Source organism: Planococcus sp. YIM B11945 (assembly GCF_050864155.1).
GTDB lineage: Bacteria > Bacillota > Bacilli > Bacillales_A > Planococcaceae > Planococcus.
This window is the reverse complement of sequence record NZ_JBOZWR010000001.1, coordinates 86,961-111,266: the sequence shown is the minus strand read 5'-3', so window position 1 is coordinate 111,266 and position 24,306 is coordinate 86,961. Positions and strand designations below refer to the sequence as shown.

Genomic DNA, 24,306 nt, shown 5'->3' with positions numbered 1-24,306 from the left:
CAGTTTAGAACCCCCATCCCAAACCTCGCGTTAAAAATTATCCATAGCTTGTGAAGTCAGTTGATTAATAATTTGAGGCGGATTGGCAATGACAATGCCTTCGATCGCTTTTTCACCGTTTTCGTCCGTTGCCTCCACACGGACTGTTACTTCATTGTTTTTCACATTGACCGCTGTTACTTCAAGCAAAAATTCAATGGTCGAGTAATGATAAATCGGTTTGATGAATTTCAACCGTTGCTCGCTAATATACGAGCCTGCTCCCGGCAAGTATTTGGAAATAGCAGAAGCGATAATGCCTGTTAGCATTATGGATGGCACCACCGGTTTTTCAAAAGCCGTTTGGGATGCAAAATCGTGCTGGATATAAAGCGGGTTACTGTCATTCGTTAAACCGAGATAAAGCAATAAGTCTTTGTCTTCGATTTTTTCCGTCAACTGAAGCTTTTCACCGACATTTATATCTTCAATTTTGCGGCCTAATTTGCGTTTTTTCCCGAGCAGCAATAAAATTCCCTCCCCGATTTTCTTTATGCCTTAATAGTATCAATTTTCTTAAGGAAAGAGCAAGCACTTCAAAGAGATTGGCTGTGCAGGATTTCGATTTAAAAAAAGCGGGCAAAGAATGCCTTGCCCGGCTAGTTTAAGCTAAGACCTTCATAACCGCTTTTACCGACTCTGCGGACTTGTTCAAAGCTGCTTGTTCGTCATCATTCAAATCAATTTCATAAATTTTTTCAATCCCTCCAGCACCTAGAAGGGTCGGCACGCCCAAGTAGATGCCGTCCAATCTGTACTCCCCTTCAAGAAAAGCGATTGCCGGCAATAGGCGCCGCTGGTCTTTAATAATCGCTTCAGCCATTTCCACTAAGGACGCAGCCGGAGCATAGTACGCAGAACCATTTCCCAGCAATTCAACGATTTCCGCTCCTCCCTTGCGTGTGCGCGCAACAATTTCATCGAGGCGTTTTTTCGGAATCAAGGTTTCCAGCGGAATTCCGCCTGCATACGAATAGCGCACTAACGGCACCATATCGTCTCCGTGCCCACCTAACACAAAACCCGTAACATCTTTAACCGATACATTTAATTCTTCAGCCACAAACGTCCGGAAACGGGCAGAATCCAAAACTCCCGATTGTCCGATGACCCGCTCTTTCGGAAGCCCCGACTCTTTGAAGACAGTATATGTCATGGCATCAACCGGATTGGTCAATACAATGATCGTTGTATGGGGGGAGTATTTTACGATTTCAGCAGCAACAGCTATCATGATTTTTTGATTTGTTTGGACAAGGTCATCCCGGCTCATCCCGGGTTTCCGAGCAATGCCGGCAGTAATGATCACCAAATCCGAGTCTTTTGTATCCTCGTAATTAGCGGTTCCTGTTACGCGTGCATCAAATCCTTGAACCGGCCCCGCTTCTGCCATATCAAGTGCCTTGCCTTTTGCCGGATTTTCCATTTGCGGAATATCCACCAATATAACATCGCCCAACTCTTTTTGTGCTAACAAAAAGGCGGCCGTCGCTCCAGTAAAACCAGATCCGATTACAGAAATCTTTTTGCGTTGAAATGTCATAAAAACTCCTCCTCTTCCATTCGGGTAAGACTGATCGGGTCATTCGCTTTTCCGCCTCGAAAGCAAGTGCTTCAATTTTCTAAGCAAGCCTTTTATAACTTAATGGCAAAATAATCCGACAGCTTTAATATAAAAAAAAAGAGGGGTTTCCCCCTCCTTTTTTATTAGAAGTTTTTGATAAGCTCGTCAGCGAACTCAGAACATTTAACTTCTGTTGCGCCGTCCATAAGGCGGGCAAAGTCATAAGTTACAACTTTAGAAGAAATGGTTTTTTCCATTGAAGCAACGATTAATTTCGCAGCTTCTGTCCAGCCAAGGTGTTCAAGCATCAATACACCTGAAAGAATAACAGAAGACGGGTTTACTTTATCAAGGCCAGCGTATTTAGGAGCTGTACCGTGAGTTGCTTCGAAGATTGCGTGTCCAGTAAGGTAGTTGATGTTCGCTCCTGGTGCGATACCAATTCCACCTACTTGTGCGGCCAATGCATCAGAAATGTAATCGCCGTTCAAGTTCATTGTAGCCACTACGTCGAACTCGCTTGGGCGTGTAAGGATTTGTTGAAGGAAAATGTCAGCGATCGAATCTTTGACAAGGATTTTGCCTGAAGCAAGTGCTTCTTCTTGCGCTTTGTTCGCAGCATCTGTTCCTTGCTCGTCTTTAATCGCATCGTATTGGTTCCAAGTGAAGACTTTATCGCCGAATTCTTGTTCAGCCACTTCGTAGCCCCAGTTTTTGAAAGCTCCTTCAGTGAATTTCATGATATTCCCTTTGTGGACAAGCGTCAATGATTCGCGGCCTTCAGTAATTGCATAGTTGATCGCAGCGCGCACTAAACGTTTTGTCCCTTCTTCAGAGATTGGCTTAATGCCTAATCCAGAAGTTTCAGGGAAACGGATTTTGTTAACGCCCATTTCGTCTTGAAGGAATGCAAGCAATTTCGCAACTTCTTCAGTACCTTTAGCGTACTCGATTCCAGCATAGATATCTTCAGTGTTTTCACGGAAAATAACCATGTCTGTGTCTTCTGGGCGTTTCACCGGTGAAGGAACGCCGTCAAAATAGCGAACCGGACGCAAGCAAGTGTAAAGATCAAGCTCTTGGCGAAGTGCAACGTTCAATGAACGGATACCGCCGCCGATTGGCGTTGTAAGAGGGCCTTTGATTGCGATCAAGTATTCACGGATCACTTCAAGCGTTTCTTCAGGAAGCCATTCTCCTGTTTCATCGAATGCTTTTTGTCCTGCAAGAACTTCTTTCCATACGATTGATTTTTCGCCGTTGTAAGCTTTTGTTACGGCTTGTTCCAATACGCGGGAAGCTGCATGCCAAATATCTGGCCCTGTTCCGTCACCGATAATGAAAGGAATGACTGCATTGTTAGGGACGTTTAATACGCCGTTTTCTACTGTGATTTTTTCGCCGTTAGCCATTTAGTATTGCCTCCTGTAGTCAAAGTCGTAGGGCTGCACAAAGTGCGAGCCCTACAGATTGTATTTTATTTTAATTGGTTTTAACGTTCTTCTACTGGCACGTATGTCTGCATGCCAGGTCCGATGTATTCTGCACGTGGGCGGATCAGGCGGTTGTCTGAATACTGCTCAAGAATGTGAGCCAACCAGCCAGATGTACGTGACACTGCAAAGATCGGAGTGAATAAATCGTGTTCAATGTTCAATGAATGGTAAACAGAGGCAGAATAGAAATCCACGTTTGGCGGAAGGTTCTTCTGTCCTGTTACGATTTCATCGATTTTAATCGACATTTCGTACCATTTTTCTTCTCCGCGAATTTTTGTCAATTTCTGTGACATTTCGCGAAGGTGTTTCGCACGCGGATCGCCTTTGCGGTAAACGCGATGGCCAAAGCCCATGATTTTTTCTTTGTTTGCCAATTTTCCATTGATGTACGAATCAACGTTTTCGACAGTACCGATTTCTGTTAACATTTTCATCACTTGTTCATTCGCTCCGCCGTGCAATGGCCCTTTCAATGCGCCGATTGCGGCCGTAATGCCAGAATAAACATCAGAAAGTGTCGCAACTGCTACACGTGCTGTGAATGTCGATGCATTCAATTCGTGGTCAGCGTGAAGTACAAGCGCTTTATTGAAAGCTTCAATTTCAATATCTTCCGGCATTTCGCCCGAAAGCATATATAGGAAGTTTGCAGCAAAGCTTAAGTCTGTTTTAGGCGCTACCGGTTCTTGTCCGTTGCGGATGCGGCCAAATGCTGTAACAAGCGTAGAAATTTTCGCTTGAATCTTGATCGCTTTGCGGTAGTTGGCTTCCGGATTCATGTCTTCCGCTTCTTCATCAAAAAGACCAAGCATGGAAACTGCTGTACGAAGAGCCGCCATTGGGTGAACTTTTTTAATTTCGTATGTTTTAAAGTGGTCTAAAACCGCTTGTGGAACTGACATGTTATCAGCTAATTGCTGTTTTAATTCTGCCAATTCATCTGCTTTTGGCAATCTTTGATGCCATAGCAAGTAAATCACTTCTTCGAAACTTGCATTTACTGCTAAATCATCAATATCGTAGCCAACGTATGTAAGAGTGTCATCAATAATAGAACTGATGGCAGATTGTGTTGCTACTACACCTTCTAAACCTTTTGCCGATGTCATATAAATCGCTCCTTCTTCAGTATAATCCATCATTTCATAAAAAAAGGCAGAATGATGGCTCATCTGCGTTTATGAACCTTATGCTATATTCCTTACTTTGCCATTATAATCAATTTTGAAGGCTTTGTGAATGAAAACGCTTGTTTTTTTCAAACTTCCCTAAAAAATGATGAGTTTACTCGGATTATTGAACAATAATCCGAGTTGTCTTCATCTTTTTTTGAAGCAATCGATAAACTAGCGGTTTATAAAGGTTTTGAGTCGGTCCAAAAAGCATCGTAAACCCGATTGCATCTGAAATAAATCCGGGCGTCAAAAGCAGAACGCCGCCAACTAGCACAAATGCGGCATTCAGCAGCTGGTCGCCAGGAGCTTCAAAATTCCGAAGCCCCTCTTGTATATCGCGGACTGCTTTCATTCCTTGTTTTTTTGCCAGATAAGCTCCGATGATGCCGGTCGCAAGAATAATTGCCAGCGTTACAAAAAAACCAATTTTTCCACCGGCCCAAATGAGCAAGGCCAATTCAAGTGTCGGAACGATGATCAATGCTAAAAAAAACCATTTCATTCTACTTTCCGCCTTCCACTTTGTTCGTTATAGAACGCTTGCGTGTCCGTGATAAATCATTCCAGACTCTGCATCAATAGTGATCTCGTAATTGTTTTTGATTAGCGTCGTTGCATCTTGGACACCGACAATAACCGGAATCCCTAAACTCAAACCGACCACAGCTGCGTGGCTCGTCAATCCGCCTTCTTCGGTAATAATACCCGCACATTTATTGATTGCAGGCATCATTTCACGATCCGTTCCGATCGTTACGATAATTTTGCCTGTCGCATCAAGCGTATTGGCTTCTTCAGCATTTCTGACAACCATAGTCTCTCCTAAAGCAGATCCTATACCCATCCCTTGGCCTTTTGCAATAATGTCCCCAATTACGTGAATTTTCATCAAATTGGTTGTTCCTGCCTGCCCTACTGGAACGCCGGCTGTAATCACCACTAGGTCGCCGTGTTTCACGTAATGGTGTCTGACGCTTTCGTCCACTGCTTTTTCAAGCAAGTCATCCGTCGATTCAACTTTTGATCCGACAATCGGCTGTACGCCCCATACAAGCGTCAATTTGCGTGAAGGAATATCTGAAGATGTGACCGCAATAATCGGTGCTTCCGGACGGTATTTTGAAATCATTTTCGCCGTATGGCCGCTTTCTGTCGGTGCGATGATTGCTTTCACTTTCAAATTCAGCGCCGTATAGGCAACCGCTTGGCCAATCGCATCAGTCATATTGGCTTCTTTTTCTTTGCTTCTAGTTGAAACGATTTGTTTATAATTTAACGCTGCTTCTGTTGTCATGGCAATGCGGTGCATCGTTTCAACCGATTCAACCGGATAGATGCCGGCTGCCGTTTCGCCAGACAACATGATTGCGTCCGTGCCGTCAAAAATCGCGTTCGCAACATCGCTCGCTTCCGCACGCGTCGGGCGAGGGTTGCGCTGCATGGAATCCAACATCTGAGTTGCCGTAATGACCGGTTTCCCTGCGCTATTGCATTTCTCAATCAACGATTTTTGGACAATCGGCACTTCTTCCGCTGGAATTTCAACGCCTAAATCTCCACGTGCGACCATCAAGCCATCAGAAACCATAATGATTTCATCGATATTATCGACGCCTTCGCGGTTTTCGATTTTTGGAATGATTTGAATATGGCTGCCGTTGTTGTTTTCAAGAAGCCCTCGAATTTCCATCACGTCTGATGCTCTTCTCACAAAAGAAGCCGCAACGAAATCAACGCCTTGTTCGATGCCGAATAAAATATCTTGTGCATCTTTCTCGGTAATCCCAGGCAATTGAACGGAAACTCCCGGAACGTTTACGCCTTTTTTGCTTTTCAGTGTTCCGGCATTTTCGACAACGGTATGAATCAACCCTTTTTCATTGTCAATTTTTATTGTACGCAATTCAATTAACCCGTCATCCAACAAAATGATGGACCCTTCGGCAACATCTTCAATCAACTGTTCGTACGTAATGGAAAACATTTCGCTGTTCCCAAGAACTTCCGTCATCGAAATAGCGATGTTTTGTCCTGTGACCAGTTCAACTGAGTTGTTTTCCATTTGATGCGTACGGATTTCCGGTCCTTTAGTATCCAAAAGGATCCCGACAATTTTACCGGTTTTTGCAGCCGCTTCACGGATTCGCTGAATGCGCATGCCATGTTCTTCGTGGCTGCCGTGCGAAAAGTTCAAACGGGCGACGTTCATTCCCGCATGGATCAAAGCTTCTAAAGTTTCAGGTGATTCACTTGCAGGTCCGATTGTGCAGACGATTTTCGTTTTTCTCAATAGACTCACTCCAGTTAGCAATTTAAATTGATAATTCTTTTGATAATTTGTACAAGGTCATATCCGTATCGTGCTTTTCGGTAAATGCTTTTGTCATATCATAGTCTACCACTTGATGATTTCTCATGCCAATTGCCCGTCCGCCTGGGCCGTCAAGAAGCACTTCAACTGCCCGTGCGCCAAAAAGGCTGCCAAGCACCCGGTCGCGGGCTGTCGGCGACCCGCCGCGCTGAATATGCCCAAGAACCGAAACACGGGTTTCAATGGCTGCTTTTTCTTCGATCAACGCAGCCAGCTCATTGCCGTTCATGACCCCTTCAGCAACGATGATGATGCTGTGGCGCTTGCCGCGTTTTTTCCCTTTTTCCAAGCGATCGACAATTTCGTCGATATCAAAAGCTTCTTCCGGAATCAAAATGGTTTCTGCTCCGCCTGCAAGACCTGCCCATAATGCCAAGTCCCCGGCATCTCTTCCCATCACTTCGATGATAAACGTCCGTTCGTGGCTGGTCGCCGTATCCCGGATTTTATCGATCGCTTCAATGACGGTATTCAACGCCGTATCAAAGCCGATGGTGTAATCAGTTCCCGGAATGTCGTTGTCAATCGTTCCCGGTACACCGACACAAGGAAACCCTTTTCTCGTCAAAGCCATGGCTCCTTGATACGAGCCATCTCCACCGATGACTACCAATCCTTCAAGCCCGTGTTTTTTCATTTGTTCGATGGCTTTTTCTTGGCCGGCTTCCGTTTTGAATTCCGGACATCTGGCGGAATACAGTTTCGTGCCGCCTCGCTGGATAATGTCTCCAACGTCGCCTGCTTCCAAATTTTTAATTTTGCCTTCAATCAAGCCTTGGTAGCCTTGGTAAACGCCAAATACCTCCAACCCGTGGAAGATTCCTTTCCTAACTACCGCACGCACCGCTGCGTTCATTCCAGGAGAATCTCCTCCACTTGTCAACACACCTATTCGCTTCATAAATTACGCCTCCTGCATTTCCTTTTACTCTTTTCACCTTACCACGTGATTCCGCTGCTGTCAGTCGTGAACCGCCTTTAGCGCAAAGATCTATTCTCTATTCTACATCAATAAAAAAAACCGCCAAAGCGGTTTTTATTCTCCGAAAACGCCGATCGATTTAAATTTTTCATACCGCTGGCTGATTAATGCATCAGCAGGCAGATGAGCCAACTCGTCAAACGATTGTTTGATGGCATCTCCGATAAACTGAGCTTGTTTTTTGCAGTCGTGATGGGCCCCGCCGCGCACTTCCGGAATAATCCGCTCAATAATCTTCATTTCAAACAGATCAGGTGCAGTAATTTTCATCGCTTCCGCGGCTGTTTGAGCAAGCGCCGAGTCTTTCCAAAGAATCGAAGCAGCTCCTTCCGGAGAAATAACAGAGAATGTCGAGTTTTCGAGCATCAAAATGTGATTGCCAACCCCTAGGGCCAAGGCACCGCCGCTTCCCCCTTCTCCGATAACAATGGAAATCACCGGCACTTCAAGTCCCGCCATTTCGACAAGGTTTCGCGCAATTGCTTCGCTTTGTCCGCGTTCTTCCGCTGCTTTCCCCGGGTAAGCGCCTTTTGTATCAATCAAGCAAATGATGGGGCGCTTGAATTTTTCCGCTTGCTTCATCAACCGAAGCGCTTTGCGGTAGCCTTCAGGATGCGGCATGCCAAAATTGCGCCGGATGTTTTCTTTTGTGTCTTTGCCGCGCTGGTGGCCAATGATGGTTACCGGCTGGCCGCGAAACGAAGCGATTCCGCCAACGATGGCTTCGTCGTCTCCGTATAAACGGTCTCCGTGCAGCTCTATAAAATCTTCGAATAACATCGGAATATAATCCAATGTCGTGGGGCGGTTCGGGTGGCGCGCTACTTGCACGCGGTCCCACGGCTTCATGTTTTCGTAAATATCCGTTTCAAGTTTTGTCAACCGTTCTTCCAAGCTGTCAATTTCTGAAGTCAAATCTACATCCGCCGTCTTTGTGTATTCTTTTAATTCGTCTATTTTTTTTCGCAATTCAACTACCGGTTCTTCAAACGGCATCGCTTTCGGTGCTGTTTTAGCCATGGTGGACGGCCTCCTTCGTATGCAAGCGCAAAATCGCCGCTAATGTTTCTTGCATTTTTGCACGGTGGACAACTGCATCAAGCTGGCCATGGGCCAATAAAAATTCGGCTGTCTGGAAGTCTTCAGGCAATTTTTCGCGCACCGTCTGTTCTATTACGCGGCGTCCCGCAAATCCGATCAGCGCTTTTGGCTCCGCGATGTTGATATCGCCGACCGAAGCGAAACTTGCCGATACGCCGCCTGTTGTCGGGTGCGTCAAGACTGAAATGAACAACAGCCCTTCGTTGCTGTGGCGTTTCAACGCTACGCTGGTTTTTGCCATTTGCATTAACGACAAAACTCCTTCTTGCATACGTGCTCCTCCGCTTGCTGTGAAAATGACGAAGGGCAGCTTTTGGTTGGTCGCCGCTTCAATGGCACGCGTGATTTTTTCGCCGACCACCGAACCCATCGAACCCATGCGGAAATGCGAGTCCATGACAGCAACCACTACGTCTTGTCCTAATAGTTTTCCTGAACCGGTCAGCACCGCTTCGTTCAATCCTGTTTTTTCGCTGTCTTTGCGAATTTTCTCTGTATAGCCCGGGAAACCCAGTGGATTTTCTGAAACCAAATGATCGTCCATCGATGTAAACGATCCTTCGTCAAGTAAACTATCGATTCGTTCATGCGCTGTCATTTTGAAATGATGATCGCATTTCGGGCATACTTTCAAAGCGGCCGTCAAGTCTTTTGTCAATGTAATTTGTTTGCACGAAGGACATTTTGTCATTAACCCTTCTGGCATATCTTTTGCGGCTTTTGATGGAATCGTCGCTTCTTTTTTGTCTTTATTTCGTTTGAAAATATCACGAATCATTGCGCATTCTCTCCTTTATTAGCCATTCATTCCAACTTTTGAATCCTTTAGCAGCTTGATCGGCATCTTGTTGCTCTATTGCTGCCAATATATGATTTAACAGCTCTTTTTCCGATTCCTGCACTGTGCCTTCGTATGGATTTCCGCTGTATTGCTGAAGCAAAAACCAGATTTTTAAAGACAGGCGGTTGCCTGATAGGACCATCAATTCCCGAACAAAGTCTTCGCGCCGCAATTCGGCCTCGTCTCCTAAGCGCTGCCGAAAGCTCTCCCAAATCTCCATATGGCTTTTGGCGGCACTTTGGCAGATGCTTTGAATGGCAGAAAGTTCGTGGATCAGCCGCGTTTCCCGCACATCTTCGACTGATTGGCGGTCCTGCAAAATGAACGTGGACAACACCTCGACCAGCTTATGATTGCGATGGTCTGCCAGAAACGTCCCTTCCCCCCGGCGCGTCTCAATCAAACCCAAAAGCTCCAAGCTCCTCAAAGCTTCTCTGATGGTCGATCGCCCAACTTGCAAGGTTTCAGCCAATTCTCTCTCCGAAGGAAGGCGGTCTCCCGGCCGAATTTTTTCGTGCCGGATCATATCCCGAATATCGCGCACTATATCTAAGTAGCGTTTGGATTGATTCATGGTCGCTCCTTAATTTCCATTTTTTTGAAAGTGGTCTGACCACTCATACACAATAGAATACAAAACTTTTCGGCTTCCGTAAAGAAAAAACTGCTTTTCGTTGAAGAAAAGCAGTCAAGTGGCTATTGTTTTGCATATAATGGCAGTTTTATGGTTACGGTTTTCTATATTTCCATGAACTTCTAATACGGCGTGCGGCTCGAGCAAAGCATTGAATTTGGCGTACTCAGCAGGAAACAACGTGAGCGATGCCGGACCCGTGTCGTCAAGCAAGGTGACAAAGGCCATCGCATCCCCTTTTTTCGTCCGGATCCGCTTGATGTCTTCCACCATGCCAAGAACCGTCACCGCTTCTTTATCCCGGCAGTCTTTTAACAACTTCAAATCGACAAACGGCTTGTTTCTTTTTTCTTTCTCGCGTTCAAGCGGATGCGTCGACAAATAAAATCCGAGCACTTCTTGTTCATAATCCAGCTTCAAGTTTTCCGGTAATGGCGACGTTTGTGTATATTTTGGCTTCATAAAACTTGTGCCCATGTCGTCAAACAATCCCGGCTCTTCATTAGGCTTAACGAGTTCGGCGTGTTTGACAGCACTGTCGAGCGATGCCAATAAAACCCCGCGGTCATGGCCCAACTCATCCAGTGCGCCCGCTTTGATCAACGGCTCAAATGCTTTGCGCGTAAAATGCAGCGCGGATATCCGTTCTGCAATATTAAACAGGCTTTGAAAAGCACCTTGTTTTCTGGCAGCAACAAGAGCTTTCAATGCAGGAGATGGCACGCTTTTCACCGCATTCAATCCGATGCGGATCTTTCCGTCTTCAACGGTATACGAGCTGTGCGCTGCCTGGACCGACGGCGGCAAGAGCGGAATTTTCTTGTCTTTGATTTCTTGCAGCAATTGCCGCGTTTTTTCCGTATTGCCGACGTTAGTGGCCAGCAGCGCTGCATAAAAATGCGGGGCGTAATGCGTTTTCATATACGCCAATTGATAGGAAATGATACTGTAGGCTACCGCGTGGCTTTTCGGAAATCCGTAATCCGCAAAGCGGACGATCAAATTATAGACTTCTGTCGCTGCTTCTTCCGTAAACCCTTTGGACAGCGCACCGCCGACAAAATGGCGCCGTTCTTCATCTAAAATTTCCCGTTTCTTTTTGCTGACAGCCCGTCTCAACAAATCTGCTTCGCCGAGCGAGAAGCCGGCCATCGTCGCAGCAATTTGCATGATTTGTTCCTGGTAGACAATAACGCCGTGCGTTTCTTTTAAAATCGGTTCCAGCAGCGGATGGGCATAAGCCACCGCTTCTTTTTTATGTTTTCTTCTAGCGTACAACGGAATAAATTCCATCGGACCTGGCCGGAACAGCGCATTGACGGCTACGATATCGCCGAATGCCGTCGGTTGTATTTCACTTAAAGCTCTTCGCATGCCATCCGACTCAAGCTGAAAGACGCCTGCTGTGTCCCCTTTTGCCAATAACGCAAACGTGTCGCGGTCGGTCAGCGGCAGCTTCCGGAAATCAACGCGTTTTTTCAAATCCCACCAGACGTAGCGGCGGATTTGTTCGAGGATCGTTAAATTGCGGAGGCCGAGAAAATCCATTTTCAATAAGCCGACCGCCTCCAGTTCTTGCATCGGCCATTGCGTGATATATATGCCTTCGTTCCCTTTTTCAATCGGCACGTGGTCAACGAGCGGCGTCGGGCTTAAAATGACGCCCGCGGCATGGGTTGAAGCATGACGCGGCAAGCCTTCTAGCCTCAGCGCCGTTTTAAACCACGTTTTGCGTTCGTCTTTTTCCATGATCCAGCTGTTTAAAGAAGGAGAATCTTTTAATGCGGATTTCAGTGTGGTGCCCGGACGGTTCGGAATCATTTTTGAAATAGCTTCCAAATCCGGCGCTTCAAAACCGAAGACGCGGGCGGTATCGCGTGCGACAGCTTTGGCGGAAAGCGTCCCGAACGTAATGATTTGGGCCGTATACGCTTCCCCGTATTTGGCCGCTACGTATTCCACCACTTCATGGCGCCGGTAATCGGCAAAATCGATGTCGATATCCGGCAGCGTCACACGCTCCGGATTCAAGAACCGTTCAAACAACAAGCCGTGTTCAAGCGGATCGACATCGGTTATTTGCAGTGAGAAAGCGACAAGCGAACTCGCGGAAGAACCTCGCCCCGGACCGGTTAAAATGTCATTGTCCCGTGCGAATTTCATAAAATCAGAAACGATCAGGAAATAATCGATATAGCCCATTTTGCCAATGACGGAAAGTTCATATTCCAACCGTTCGATGTAGCGGGAAGAAACCGATGGAATCCGTTCCGAAAGTCCTTTTTTACATAGTTCCATTATATAAGCGGCCCGGTCAATTCCGGCTTCAAGCGGATACACGGGGAGAAGCTGCTGATTCATCGCAATGCTCACGTTGCAACTTGCCAATAACTCTGCAGTATTCCCCAGCCACTCCGGATGGTCTGAAAACCAATCCGTGAATTCCTGGTTCGTTGGAACATAGGCTTTTGTGTGCTCGGGTTTTTCGCGCTGCGGATCATTGAGTTTCAAGCCTTGGCCAATGGCAGAAGCGACTTCATACGCAAACGCATCTTGTTCGTGAAGATAGCGGCTTTCTTGGGTTGCGATAATCGGCAACTGGGCGGTTTCGCACAGCGAAAGAAAGTAGCTTTCTTCGGGTGAGCGCTCACCCCCTGGCCGTTCGACGCTGCCAAACGCGTCTTCTTGAAAGAGGGGTTTTATGTAGGCAAATGCCGCTTTGTTTTCTTCTTTCACCCAGTCAGGCTTGTTTGGAATAACACAAATAAGGCCTGGGCGATACGCCTTGAGCCAAAGTTCCGGAATTGCATTCTTCTCCCTCGTCGCAAGTGCGCTGGAGATTTTCAATAAATTCTTATAGCCTTCATTTGTTTTCGCATAGAAAACGACCGGCAAGCGCCGGTCTTCAAATTCAATAAATGTGGCGTATCCAATAACTCCGTGGATGCCGGTCCGGTGGCAAGCTTCCCAAAATGGCAAAAGGCCATATAGTTTCGTATTGACGATAGCGGCGGCTTTTGCGCCTTGTTCCAAAAGAAAAGGGAAAAGTTCGTCTAGGCGCACCGTGCTTTTCAGCAAATCAGCCGACGTGCTTATATGCGGGTATACCATGGACACTTAAATCCCTCCTTTTATGCAGAACAAATTTCAATCAACTTTTCGATGACGCGGTCTGCTTCTTCCCATGAATAAGCAGTGGCACCAGATGCCATCGGATGGCCGCCTCCGCCAAACTCTTTTGCCAATTCATTGATGATTGGCCCTTTTGAACGCAGACGTACGCGAATTTCCGTTTCTTCCTCAATGAAAATGACCCATGCTTTTAAGCCTTTCACGTTGCCAAGCGAACTCACAAGGAGAGAAGTTTCCGTTGCAGTTACGTTAAATTCTTTCAATACATCCAAAGTAATTTTGACGTATGCCGCTCCGCTTTCGTCCATCTTAAAGTTTTGGTAAATATAGCCCTGCAAATGAAGCAATTTGCGTTCCATTTCGTACATGCCGTTATGCAAAGCTGTCCGATCAAAATCGGCTTTGATTAATTCACCCGCGATCGCAAACGTTTTTTGGGTCGTGCTAGGAAACAAGAATCGGCCTGTGTCTCCAATAATGCCTGCGTATAAAAGCCGGGCCGCAGATGCGGGAAGGCTCCAACTTTCTTGTCGTTTTCCGTATGTATACAATTCATATACCAATTCAGATGCGGAACTGGCTGTCGTATCCACCCAAACAATGTCTCCGTAAGCATCGTCGTTTGGGTGATGGTCAATTTTAATGAGTTTGGCGCCTAGTTTATAGCGCTGGTCATCCACACGGTCGGTATTTGCGGTATCGGTAACGATAACAAGCGCGCCGTTAAAGTCAGCATCTTCCACTTGGTCGGGAAAATCCAAAAAATCCAACGTAAAATCATGTTCGCCAGCTGCTAGAATTTTTTTGCCCGGGAAATTATGCTGCAATAAGTATTTTAAGCCAAGCTGCGAGCCATAAGCATCCGGATCGGGACGCACGTGGCGGTGAATGATGATGGTATCGAATTGTTTAATTGTGTCGATGATTTGACTGTTCAAGTTTCTATTCCTCCGTTTGCTGGGAAATCCATTCGCATTTTCATCCGAATCTAAGTACAATAAGAATGAGTTTTGGAATACAGGAGGTCCCTATGGATATATTTGTCTTTATAACTGTGGTTTTAATTGCTTTTTCGTTCGCGTTTTATTTTTATTATAAAACAAAGCAGTTCCGTACGTCTTTGCCAATCCGCAAAAAATGGTACACGTCTATGGCATCGGTTGCCCTTGGCAGCTTTATGGTGTTCTTCGGCATTAATCAGCTATTGCTTTTCCAAACCGTCGTTACGTACATTATTGCCGGTATTTTCATCGCTCTTGGCATAGGTTTGCTCGTCTATAACTACAAAGCCGCCAAGCATTATCGCCAGTTTCTTGCAGAAGAAACGCGGCTGAACAAATAACCAGGCTCTCCTCACATGAGGAGAGTTTTTTTGTTTACCGATCTAATAATTGGAACGTCAACAACGCTTTGCCGACGATTTCGTTTTCAAACGACACTTCGATATCGACTTTTGCCGACTTTCGGCTCATATCCAAGATAACCGGTTTGACGAGCATGACCGAGTCGTGCTGGATCGGCTTTAAAAAGTAAACCGCCATGTTTTCCAAGACGCTGTCTTTTCGGTTTCTTGTTTTTAAAGCCGTCGTTCCCGCTTCCGCCAAAATGGTCGTATAGGCACCATACGAAATGGAGCCGTACGCATTGGTCATTTGCGGCGTCACCCGGAACTCCATCGCCAGTTTGTCGCCGCTTTGCAAGCGGAGCTGGCTTTTGATGATGTCATCAATTGTTTCGCCTTGCTGCGGCTGCCGCTGTGCGGTTTGGATTGCTTTTAAAACGTCTTGGCGGCTAATGATGCCTTTTAATTTGCCGTGGTCATCGGTGACCGGCAATAAATCAATGCCTTCCCAAATCATGCGATGCCCTGCTGCAGCCACGCTTGTTTGCATGGACACGGTAATTGGGTCTTTCGTCATCACTTTTTCAATCGCCTCAGAAGATGCATGGCCAATCACGTCTCGTGACGTAATGATGCCGACGAGTTTGCCTGATTCATCCACTACAGGAAATCCTCCGTGCGACGTTGCCTGGTTTAAATCGTTGTATTTGCTAATCGGTTCTTTGAAATGGAGAACATCGGTATTTTCCAACGGAATCAGAATATCTTCGATCAAGAGAATTTCTTTTTTGATGAGCTGGTCATAGATGGCCCGGTTGATCATCGTCGCAACCGTAAATGTGTCGTAGCTTGTCGAAATAATCGGCAGTTCAAATTCATCCGCTAACTTTTTCACTGCATCCGAGGCGTCAAAGCCGCCCGTCACCAAAACCGCCGCTCCAGCCTGCAGTGCGTATTCATGCGCCTTGACACGGTTGCCGACAATCAGTAAATTCCCAGCTTCGGTATAGCGCATCATGTCATCTAGCTGCATGGCACCGATGACAAATTTCGTCAGCGATTTGTGGAGTCCGGCGCGCCCCCCCAGCACTTGACCATCTACGATGTTGACGATTTCGGCATAGGTGAGCCGTTCGATATTTTCTTTCTTTTTCCGCTCGATGCGGATGGTGCCGACGCGTTCAATGGTCGAAACGAGCCTTTTTGTTTCCGCTTCTTTGATGGCCCGGTAAGCCGTTCCTTCGCTGACGTGAAGATCTTTCGCAATGCGCCTCACCGAAATTTTTTCACCAACTGCTAGCGTCTCAATGTAATCCAATATCTGTTCATGTTTCGTCGCCATAGTTTCACCTGTTCTTTCTGAAATGCTGTTCTTTTTAGTGTACCATAGACATTTATTTTTCTCGTTTCATTTTTTGTCTGCTCTTTGGCTGATTTATGTACTTATTTTGTTTCAACAAGGGGGTTCGAAGAAGACAAATAAAAAAACCGAAGAGATAACCTCTTCGGTTTAGCATTTACAAATCAATAACTCCACCAACTTGCAGGACGTTCACTTCTGCGTTTTCTACCAGTTTCTTAAATTCCTCCGGATCCTGTTTGATCGGCGGGAAAGTATTATAGTGGATCGGAACCACGGTTTTGGGTTTCAACAAGTCAACAGCAAAAGCAGCGTCTTGAGGCCCCATCGTAAAGAAATCGCCGATTGGTACAAACGCCAAGTCGATCGCGTTCATTTTGCCGATCAGTTCCATATCGCCAAACACTTCCGTATCCCCTGCATGGTAGACCGTTTTCCCTTCTGCTTTAAATATAATACCGGCCGGCATGCCGCCGTAAATGACTCCATCGTCAGAAGATGTGTAGGAAGAGCTGTGAAACGCTTTGGTGAATTTCACGGTGCCAAATTCAAATTCATGAGCGCCGCCTAAATTCATCCCGACGGTTTTAGCGCCTTTGCTTCCTAAGTAGTTCGCCAATTCAACCGGAGCTATCACTTGCGCATTGTTGTTTAAAGCCAAATCCAATGTGTCCCCTACGTGGTCGTTATGGGCGTGCGTCAGAAAAATGGCATCCGGTTTTTCATTGGCCACCTGCAGATCGGTCAGTTCGTTTCCGGTGATGAATGGGTCAATTAAAATAGTATAATTTCCTGTTTTGATTTTGACGATTGAATGTCCATGGTATGAAACTTGCATCTAATCCCTCCAAATTTTATTTTTTCAGAACATTTTCTAGCTGTTTTATACCCTGAAGTTTGATAAGCTACACATATAAAGGAGGCAATACATATGAATAAAATTGAGCAACTACAAACTTATTTGCGCGAACAATCGATCGATGCGGCATTCATCACCAATCCGGACAATGTTTTTTATGTCAGCAGCTTTAAGAGCAATCCGCATGAACGGCTCCTAGGCGTTATGGTATTCCAAGAAGCGGCGCCGTTTTTGATTTGTCCGCAAATGGAAATTCCGGATGCGAAGAACGCCGGCTGGGCAGGAGAAATCGTTGGCCATGCGGATACACAAAATGCGATGGAGATCCTTCACCAAACTGCTTTGTCACGCGGCACAGAAATAAAGTCATTGGCGATTGAAAAATCGCATATGACCGTTGACCGCTATGATGCATTGATATCACTGTTCGGCGCCATTCAATTTGTCCAATTGGACGATAAAGTGAACGCCATGCGTGTCGTCAAAGATGAAGCGGAGCTTGAAATTTTAAGAGAAGCAGCGGCTCTTGCCGATTACGCCATCGAAGTTGGCTGCAAATCAATCAAAGAAGGCATTACCGAAATCGAAGTGATGACAGAAATTGAATTGGCGTTAAAAAAACGCGGCGTCACGCACATGTCATTTGATACAACCGTACTTAGCGGATCAAAAGCGGCATCGCCACATGGCAAGACCGGCGACCGCAAAATCCAAAAAGGCGATTTGGTTTTGTTTGACCTAGGTGTTGTCCATAAAGGCTATTGCTCGGACATTACCCGGACCGTCGCTTTTGGTGAGCCGAACGAAGAACAAAAAGCGGTTTATGACGTGGTGATGCGCGCAGAACAAGCAGCCGTCGATGCCGTTAAGCCAGGCGTCACTGCAGCTGCACTTGACCAAACCGCCCGCCTAGTGATTGAAAACGAAGGCTATGGCGAATTCTTCACGCACCGCCTTGGCCACGGCCTTGGCATTTCAGTCCATGAATTCCCTTCTCTTCATGGCTCAAACGAGTTAAAGCTGGAAGCTGGCATGGTCTTTACGATTGAACCCGGTGTTTATGTGCCAGGAAAAGTCGGCGTGCGCATCGAAGACGATGTCGCGGTTACGGCTGACGGCGTCGAAGTCTTGACCAAATTTCCGAAAACACTTCAAATTCTTTAAACGCAAAAAGGCGGTTCCGAGTATCGGAACCGCCTTTTTCTTATGCCAAAACTTCGTCGACTGATTTGTATTCCAGACCTTGGTCGTCAGCAACCGCTTTGTATGTTACATAGCCGTTTAGTGTGTTGACGCCTTTTTTCAATGCTTCATTTTCAAGAATCGCTTTTTCATAGCCTTTGTTCGCAATTTGAACAGCGTAAGGAACCGTCACATTGGTCAAACCGATTGTCGATGTCCGCGGAACGGCGCCCGGCATGTTTGCCACTGCGTAATGAACCACATCGTGCTTCAAGTAAGTCGGATTGTCGTGAGTCGTGATGCGGTCGCTTGTTTCGAAAATACCGCCTTGGTCAATTGCGATGTCCACTACAACAGATCCAGGTTTCATTGACTTGATCATATCTTCTGTTACCAATTTCGGTGCTTTCGCTCCTGGGATTAATACAGCCCCTACTACTAAATCTGATTCTTTTACTGAATCTGCGATATTGAATGGATTTGAAATCAGCGTCTGTACATCTTGTCCGAACAAATCATCCAACTGGCGCAGGCGATCCGGGTTCAAATCAAGGATGGTTACGTTTGCGCCCATTCCGACTGCAACTTTCGCTGCGTGCGTACCGGCTACACCACCGCCGATGACCGTTACTTTGCCGCGTGAAACGCCAGGAATGCCGCCTAGCAAAATTCCGCCGCCTCCGTGGATTTTCTCCAAGAACTGCGCGCCGATTTGCGTGGACATTTTGCCTGCCACTTCACTCATTGGTGTAAGCAGCGGCAACGAGTTGTTCGGAAGTTGGACCGTTTCATAAGCGATGCCCACTACTTTCGCTTCAAGCAATGCTTGTGTCAATTCCGGTTCTGGAGCTAAATGTAGATATGTAAAAAGTATTAGACCTTCTCTGAAATAACGATATTCAGAAGGAACCGGCTCTTTAACTTTCATGACCATTTCTTGCGCCCAAGCTTCTTCTGCAGTTGCAACGATTTGAGCGCCAGCAGTTTTATAGTCTTCATCGGTAAAGCCAGAACCAAGCCCTGCTCCCGATTCAATAACGACTTCGTGTCCAAATAGGGTCAAGTTGACAACGCCGGCTGGCGTCATTGCCACTCGATTTTCATTGTTTTTTACTTCAGTTGGAACTCCGATACGCATGGTAAAACCCTCCATTAAATGTAATTGAGAATAATAATCTCAAGGCAAATCCATTCTATCAGATATTTCATGTTTGCGCTTTATTTATTTCTACACCAAGCAATTATTGAACTTTCGTTGTGCGCATTTAAAGTCAATTAATATTATATTGCAGTGTTCCCAAATAAATTAATGCGAAAATTCTACTAAAAAGCAGGAATATGCTCCTGTATTAGCGAACTTGTTTAGTAAGAAAAGGGAGGAATGCGCTATGACTTTACAATATTCACAGATTTTAGTCGCAGTGGACGGTTCCAAAGAAGCGGAATGGGCATTTAAAAAATCAGTCGGCATCGCCAAACGGAACAATGCGACGTTGAACTTGGCAAACATAATTGACACCCGCTCGTTTGCTGCGATTGAAGCTTACGACCGCTCCATTGCAGACCGCGCTCAGAAGTTTGCTGAAGACTTGTTGAACAACTACAAAAACGAAGCAATTGCTCATGGCGTCCAGAAAGTGAATACCGTCGTTGATTATGGCTCTCCTAAAACATTGATTTCACGGGATCTAGCTGGCAGAGTCCATGCAGATCTCATCATTTGCGGCGCTACCGGGTTAAACGCCGTAGAACGCTTTTTGATCGGCAGCGTATCCGAACATATCGTCCGATCTGCAAAATGCGACGTACTGGTTGTCCGGACCGAAGAACCGTACGACGAGATTCCAGAAGGCTATGAAACAGGCAGTGAAATTGAGCAAAATTACCCTGGAGATTCCGATCGCCAATTGGATGTTGGAAAAGACATCGGCAGACGTTAATTTTTGGCTAATACAAGAAAAAACCTTTTCACGTAAATCGCGAAAAGGTTTTTTCTTGTTAAATTAACTAAACTAGCTCGTAGCCGCAGGCGACGATTGCCGTTTCAGCCAGCACCAGCAAGGAATCCAAGTAAAAGTCTTCCAAATCCATTTCTTGTTTTACAATCGACAACTCCGTGCAGCCCAATACCACCCGGTCGCACGCTTGGTCTTTCATGTACCGGTCGATCTCTGACCACATAGCTGCGTCCGTCTTTTTCCCTGCTTTGATATTGTCATAGATCAACGACATGACTTTCGCTTGCGTCGCTTCATCAGGCAAAACGGCCTTTAGGCCAAATTCTTTGCACGCCTGTTGGTAAACTGCCGAAGTGATCGTTCCGGTAGTCGCTAAAATTCCGACTCTTTTTGCCCCTTGATCCGCTGCCCGCCTGATAGTTTCCCGAATCATATGAATAATGGGAACCGGAGATTCTTTTTGCAGCTCATCGTAAAACGTATGAGCTGTGTTGCACGGGATAATAACCAGCTCCGCACCGATTGACGCTAATTTTTTGGCGTCTGAAATCATGACCGGAACAGGATTGTCATTTGACCGATCCAATATGTACGTTGTGCGATCCGGAATGGATGTATTATTTGATATGATGCTGTAAAGATGTTCTTGGTCTGAGGCGGCTTTTGTATGCCGTACAATCATCTCGCCGATGAACATCGTTGCCAAAGGCCCGACGCCTCCAACAATGCCCAATATTTTTTTCTTCATAATGTATGACCGACCCTTATAAGTAAAGTATTTTTCAAATTGTTGGAAAGCTTTTTGAGCTTCTCTCAAAAAACCTTCTAGCTTCATACATTAATGATATTTCACTTTTTTTGCAAGGCTTAACCTTTTCTTTTGGGGCTTTCTCTGCAAAATTAGAACCTAAAAAAGCGAAAAGCTACGGCGGCTTTTCGCTTTACAAAATGGATGCATTCATTTAAGGCCACTCTCCCAATTTCCCGTGAAAAGCTTCCGGATATTCGTTCTTCAATTTTTCGTGTAATTCGTTTCGGATGAACTCATGAAAAATCAACTCTTCTTCAAACAACTGTTTATAGCCTTCCAACGCTTGCTCTGAAGCAATTTTTTCGTAAATAGCAATCAATTTTCTAGTGTCGTATGCCACAATATCACCTGCCGCTTTTTCCTCATGTGCCTGTTTTACGAATTCCAGTGCTTGAGAAGGATCGATCAATAAGTATACTTCACCTAATTGAATCAAATCCCCGACCTTTGACCAAGAATCTCCTTGTTCTACTTTCTTTTCCAACAACGCTGCCAGTTCACCGTAGAGCCCTTGCGCCACATAAAGATCGCTCAACAGCCAAGCCGCTTCTTCCACAACTCCTGCATCTTTTTCCTGTAATAACTCAGTTAATATCACTTCCGCCTCTTCAAACTGTTCAATTTCAATCGCTTTTTTTGCCCATTCAACTTTTTCTCTAATTTTTTGCCTTTCTAAAATGAGGCTGTCTATAAATGTTTCTTGGAAAGTTGCCAAATCTTGTTGAGCCGCCGCTTCGATCTTTTCATAAAATTCTTCGGTTGTCTTCGCTAACAATAATTCAGTTATAATGCCTTCTCCATGAAGTTGCACAAGAGACACTACCGCCAAATAACTTTGCACATACGGATCAAAAGACTCGTTTGCGGTGTCATGAAAGCCATCATTTGTGTCCAGCAACCGAAAGTCGACTGTTTCCACCTTTTCATAATCATATGGCAGTTCACCTTTGTTTCCCATATATTCTGCGGAACCTTCTTGAAACCACTGAGGAATCTCGTCTAGGGGTATGTTGCGTTGGGTGAGATATTGGTCAATGTGGTAATGGGTGTATTCATGGAGGAGCATCGTTTCCCAATATTCTTCTTCGGCTTGCAAGTGGATGGTTTGGTTGATGGCGTTGTAATAGCCGCCGACATCATCTAAAAAAGAAGCAGCCTGCAGTGATTCCAAATCTTTATGGATTTCAACTGCCAGCGGTTCGCCGTTTCCAGTTCCAAAAAGATCTTCATACGCCCTTCGGTTTTGGTTTAACAGCGCATCGTACTCGCTGATTTGTTTTTCATTGGCCTTTTGGTAGAAATAAGTGATGCCGTTAATATCTTTTTCTTCCAAGTTTTCCTGAGTAGGTACGGGGATATAAATGCTTGCGATAAAACGAGTTTTATCAGCAATTCCTGGGTTTTCTCCTTCCAGTCCATATTCACTAGCGCCATTACCGATTGCAAGCCCAACAATGGCGATGCTGAATAAAATTGAAAACACCATTACCTTAGCCGCTTCCGACCTTTTCTGGATATTCAAAAAGCCAAGCTTGCCCTTCGCTAACCCGACTATGCTTGCCCAAACTAAAATCAAACATAAGAAAAGCAGAAGAACAGTGATTGCAATAGCGTTTTCCATCCTTTGGCTGAAAATTAATAAGTAGCTGGCAATTAAAACAACACAAAACAACAGCAGCTTAAAAAAAGAATGTATCAGTTTTTCCATGCACCTCACCTTTTCTCTTTGCCTTTTTTACAAACCGGCAAAGGAGATCTCTTAATATAGGCATTCCCCCATTTTGCCTTGTTCATGCATCTTTTCCTTGAAAAGCTCATAAACATTTCAATTGAAACACTGCAGGTGCGAGTTGATCCTGCTAGTTGATGCTCAAGCTTTTTTCAGGAGAAATCAAAGTAAATGTGGACGGTCTTTATGTTCCTCGTGTGGCATAAACGCTTTTTTGTAACCGAAACAACCGAAGCCATTGCCGCTCCGGAACTGGAAGCCGTATTGGTTTAAACATTTCACGCGAAAAGACAGCAATTGAGAAATACTCAACTGCTGTCTTTTTTTCATTATATTTTCAGCCATTTTTTAAAATACCCGTGGACTTCTTCTCCGTAATACGCATCCATGAACGCGACAAACGTTTCGCTGTCAACCGTATGAAACTGATGCTGATTGTAATAGGCAGAAAAAAACAGCCACGCTTCTTGCGCTCCGCCCCGCTCGTTGAAAAAATCTCTTAAAAGAAGCGGCGTCTTGCCGTAAATGGTGGCATAATATTCGGCTTCTTCGTATTGGTCGAGCGGCAAATTACTGAATTTATTCGTTTTATACGCTTCGGACATAAGGGCAGCTGATTCGAATCCGAATTTCTCATCACCGTACCGGTCCGCGATAAACAACGATGCTGCGTATTCCGTTACACTTTCATCAAGCCAAGCGTCCGTGTAAGGATCGTTCGATACGAGGTAATAAAACCATTGATGGGCGATTTCATGGACTAGCACTTGCTCTAAATTTCGCCGGCCGCTCGCCACTTCGATGGCATTCGGATATTCCATATTGCCGTCATTTGCGATGATGTCCAGTTCACTGGAGGGGTTATCGCCGATCTGCTTTTCAAAAAAGGCATAGGCCAGTTGGGCAGTCTCGATGGTTTCGTCCATGATTTCCGTATCTTTCGGCAAGAAAAACCTTAAAACGGTGTCATTGGCTTTTGCGCTATGCGTGGACCATTCTGCCGGGTCCATAAACGCCAAATAAAAATCTTTGATTGCCGTTCCTTTCACTTGGCCAGATGCGTTTTCTTGGATTTTTCCATCTTCTGCTGAACTGGCTACCAAGTAGTTTCTCGGCAGCTGATATGATACTAAAAAGTCGCTATATCCCGTATGATACGATTCGCCTTTCATGTCAAAGTCTTCAATGGTCCAGCCATTCTGGTAATAGCCGAGCATCGGATACCACTGCGCCAAGTAAAAGTTATTGCCTTTCCGGGACAAGCGCAGCCCGTCTTCCGGAAGCGAAAGCCGATAACTAATGTCCACTAAGCGCTTCTCGCCAGGCAACAGTTCTTCTTTTAACTCAACAAGCAGTTCGTTGTTTTCCAAACTATACGCGGCTACATCATTCGCTTCCTTTACCGAGGAAATGGCCGTGCTCGCTGAATCTTGCATCAAACCCGGCACAGCTTCTTCGTTGATGGCATTTGGAATAAAATAAAAACCGATCGTATCCCAAGATTCTTTGGACTCATTGAGCACTTCAATTTTGGCATTAATTTGAAAACTATTCGCTTCATCAAGAGTAACGTCCAACTCATACGTAGCGCTTGCTTCCGGGTCCAGCTTGCCGGCGGCTGAACCATCATTTGCTTGAAACCAATAATAAGCGGTGATGCCCATAAGCAGCACCGCTCCTATTCCGATCCATAGCCATTTCTTTTTTATCGGCCTCATTTCGCATCC

At 45.5% G+C, this 24,306-nt stretch carries 21 protein-coding genes; 3 read left to right on the top strand and 18 right to left on the bottom strand.

Annotated features, from left to right (window positions below; genetic code table 11):
• Positions 1-30 precede the first annotated feature (30 nt).
• The 12 genes from ACRRQV_RS00615 to ACRRQV_RS00560 form a co-directional block, all read right to left on the bottom strand.
• Positions 31-507, bottom strand: coding sequence for a MaoC/PaaZ C-terminal domain-containing protein (locus ACRRQV_RS00615; RefSeq protein WP_432526602.1), 477 nt, complete (start codon positions 505-507; stop codon positions 31-33).
• A 136-nt stretch (positions 508-643) separates the two neighbouring features.
• Positions 644-1,582, bottom strand: coding sequence for a malate dehydrogenase (gene mdh / locus ACRRQV_RS00610; RefSeq protein ID WP_432526600.1), 939 nt, complete (start codon positions 1,580-1,582; stop codon positions 644-646).
• Positions 1,583-1,746: 164 nt separating this feature from the next.
• Positions 1,747-3,015 (bottom strand): NADP-dependent isocitrate dehydrogenase, encoded by a 1,269-nt coding sequence (gene icd, locus ACRRQV_RS00605; protein ID WP_432526598.1) that lies wholly within the window; start codon positions 3,013-3,015, stop codon positions 1,747-1,749.
• 80 nt (positions 3,016-3,095) lie between these two features.
• The gene (gene citZ, locus ACRRQV_RS00600; RefSeq protein WP_432527697.1) at positions 3,096-4,211 is read right to left on the bottom strand and encodes a citrate synthase; all 1,116 of its coding nucleotides are present in this window, start codon (positions 4,209-4,211) and stop codon (positions 3,096-3,098) included.
• A gap of 184 nt (positions 4,212-4,395) precedes the next feature.
• The gene (locus ACRRQV_RS00595; protein ID WP_432526596.1) at positions 4,396-4,779 is read right to left on the bottom strand and encodes an FxsA family protein; all 384 of its coding nucleotides are present in this window, start codon (positions 4,777-4,779) and stop codon (positions 4,396-4,398) included.
• 27 nt (positions 4,780-4,806) lie between these two features.
• Complete coding sequence (gene pyk, locus ACRRQV_RS00590; RefSeq protein WP_432526594.1) at positions 4,807-6,567, bottom strand: pyruvate kinase; 1,761 nt, start codon at positions 6,565-6,567, stop codon at positions 4,807-4,809.
• A gap of 22 nt (positions 6,568-6,589) precedes the next feature.
• Positions 6,590-7,549 carry a 6-phosphofructokinase gene (pfkA, locus tag ACRRQV_RS00585; RefSeq protein WP_432526592.1) on the bottom strand — a complete coding sequence of 320 codons (960 nt, stop codon included), beginning with the start codon at positions 7,547-7,549 and terminating at the stop codon, positions 6,590-6,592.
• Positions 7,550-7,684: 135 nt separating this feature from the next.
• Positions 7,685-8,650 carry an acetyl-CoA carboxylase carboxyltransferase subunit alpha gene (locus ACRRQV_RS00580; RefSeq protein WP_432526590.1) on the bottom strand — a complete coding sequence of 322 codons (966 nt, stop codon included), beginning with the start codon at positions 8,648-8,650 and terminating at the stop codon, positions 7,685-7,687.
• Positions 8,643-9,509, bottom strand: a complete 867-nt coding sequence (accD, locus tag ACRRQV_RS00575; protein WP_432526588.1) for an acetyl-CoA carboxylase, carboxyltransferase subunit beta — start codon at positions 9,507-9,509, stop codon at positions 8,643-8,645. Before accD ends, ACRRQV_RS00580 begins: the two co-directional genes overlap by 8 nt.
• Entirely contained in the window at positions 9,499-10,146 is a 648-nt protein-coding gene (locus tag ACRRQV_RS00570) for a FadR/GntR family transcriptional regulator (RefSeq protein ID WP_432526586.1), read from the bottom strand. Before ACRRQV_RS00570 ends, accD begins: the two co-directional genes overlap by 11 nt.
• Before the next feature lie 114 nt (positions 10,147-10,260).
• Complete coding sequence (gene dnaE, locus ACRRQV_RS00565) at positions 10,261-13,317, bottom strand: DNA polymerase III subunit alpha (RefSeq protein ID WP_432527695.1); 3,057 nt, start codon at positions 13,315-13,317, stop codon at positions 10,261-10,263.
• A gap of 20 nt (positions 13,318-13,337) precedes the next feature.
• Complete coding sequence (locus tag ACRRQV_RS00560) at positions 13,338-14,276, bottom strand: DHH family phosphoesterase (RefSeq protein ID WP_432526584.1); 939 nt, start codon at positions 14,274-14,276, stop codon at positions 13,338-13,340.
• Between the two features lie 92 nt (positions 14,277-14,368).
• Between ACRRQV_RS00560 and ACRRQV_RS00555 the strand changes: the two genes are divergently transcribed.
• Positions 14,369-14,680, top strand: coding sequence for a YtpI family protein (locus ACRRQV_RS00555; protein WP_432526582.1), 312 nt, complete (start codon positions 14,369-14,371; stop codon positions 14,678-14,680).
• Positions 14,681-14,714: 34 nt separating this feature from the next.
• On the opposite strand, the gene ACRRQV_RS00550 is transcribed toward ACRRQV_RS00555, so the two are convergent.
• Positions 14,715-16,022: a DRTGG domain-containing protein gene (locus tag ACRRQV_RS00550; RefSeq protein ID WP_432526580.1), complete on the bottom strand. Its 1,308-nt coding sequence runs from the start codon at positions 16,020-16,022 to the stop codon at positions 14,715-14,717.
• A 175-nt stretch (positions 16,023-16,197) separates the two neighbouring features.
• Positions 16,198-16,878, bottom strand: coding sequence for a metal-dependent hydrolase (locus ACRRQV_RS00545; RefSeq protein ID WP_432526578.1), 681 nt, complete (start codon positions 16,876-16,878; stop codon positions 16,198-16,200).
• Positions 16,879-16,971: 93 nt separating this feature from the next.
• Between ACRRQV_RS00545 and ACRRQV_RS00540 the strand changes: the two genes are divergently transcribed.
• Positions 16,972-18,063: a M24 family metallopeptidase gene (locus ACRRQV_RS00540; RefSeq protein ID WP_432526576.1), complete on the top strand. Its 1,092-nt coding sequence runs from the start codon at positions 16,972-16,974 to the stop codon at positions 18,061-18,063.
• Positions 18,064-18,103: 40 nt separating this feature from the next.
• Here the strand turns inward: ACRRQV_RS00540 and ald are convergent, their stop codons facing one another.
• On the bottom strand, positions 18,104-19,219 hold the full coding sequence (ald, locus tag ACRRQV_RS00535; protein WP_432526574.1) for an alanine dehydrogenase: 1,116 nt from the start codon (positions 19,217-19,219) through the stop codon (positions 18,104-18,106).
• Positions 19,220-19,469: 250 nt separating this feature from the next.
• Here ald and ACRRQV_RS00530 point away from each other — a divergent pair, with 250 nt between their 5' ends.
• Positions 19,470-20,021: a universal stress protein gene (locus tag ACRRQV_RS00530; RefSeq protein ID WP_432526572.1), complete on the top strand. Its 552-nt coding sequence runs from the start codon at positions 19,470-19,472 to the stop codon at positions 20,019-20,021.
• Positions 20,022-20,088: 67 nt separating this feature from the next.
• On the opposite strand, the gene ACRRQV_RS00525 is transcribed toward ACRRQV_RS00530, so the two are convergent.
• The 3 genes from ACRRQV_RS00525 to ACRRQV_RS00515 form a co-directional block, all read right to left on the bottom strand.
• A complete protein-coding gene (locus tag ACRRQV_RS00525; RefSeq protein WP_432526570.1) occupies positions 20,089-20,787 on the bottom strand; it encodes an aspartate/glutamate racemase family protein in 699 nt (232 codons plus the stop codon).
• 214 nt (positions 20,788-21,001) lie between these two features.
• Positions 21,002-22,336, bottom strand: coding sequence for a hypothetical protein (locus ACRRQV_RS00520; RefSeq protein ID WP_432526568.1), 1,335 nt, complete (start codon positions 22,334-22,336; stop codon positions 21,002-21,004).
• A 572-nt stretch (positions 22,337-22,908) separates the two neighbouring features.
• On the bottom strand, positions 22,909-24,297 hold the full coding sequence (locus ACRRQV_RS00515) for a M1 family metallopeptidase (RefSeq protein ID WP_432526566.1): 1,389 nt from the start codon (positions 24,295-24,297) through the stop codon (positions 22,909-22,911).
• Positions 24,298-24,306 lie beyond the last annotated feature (9 nt).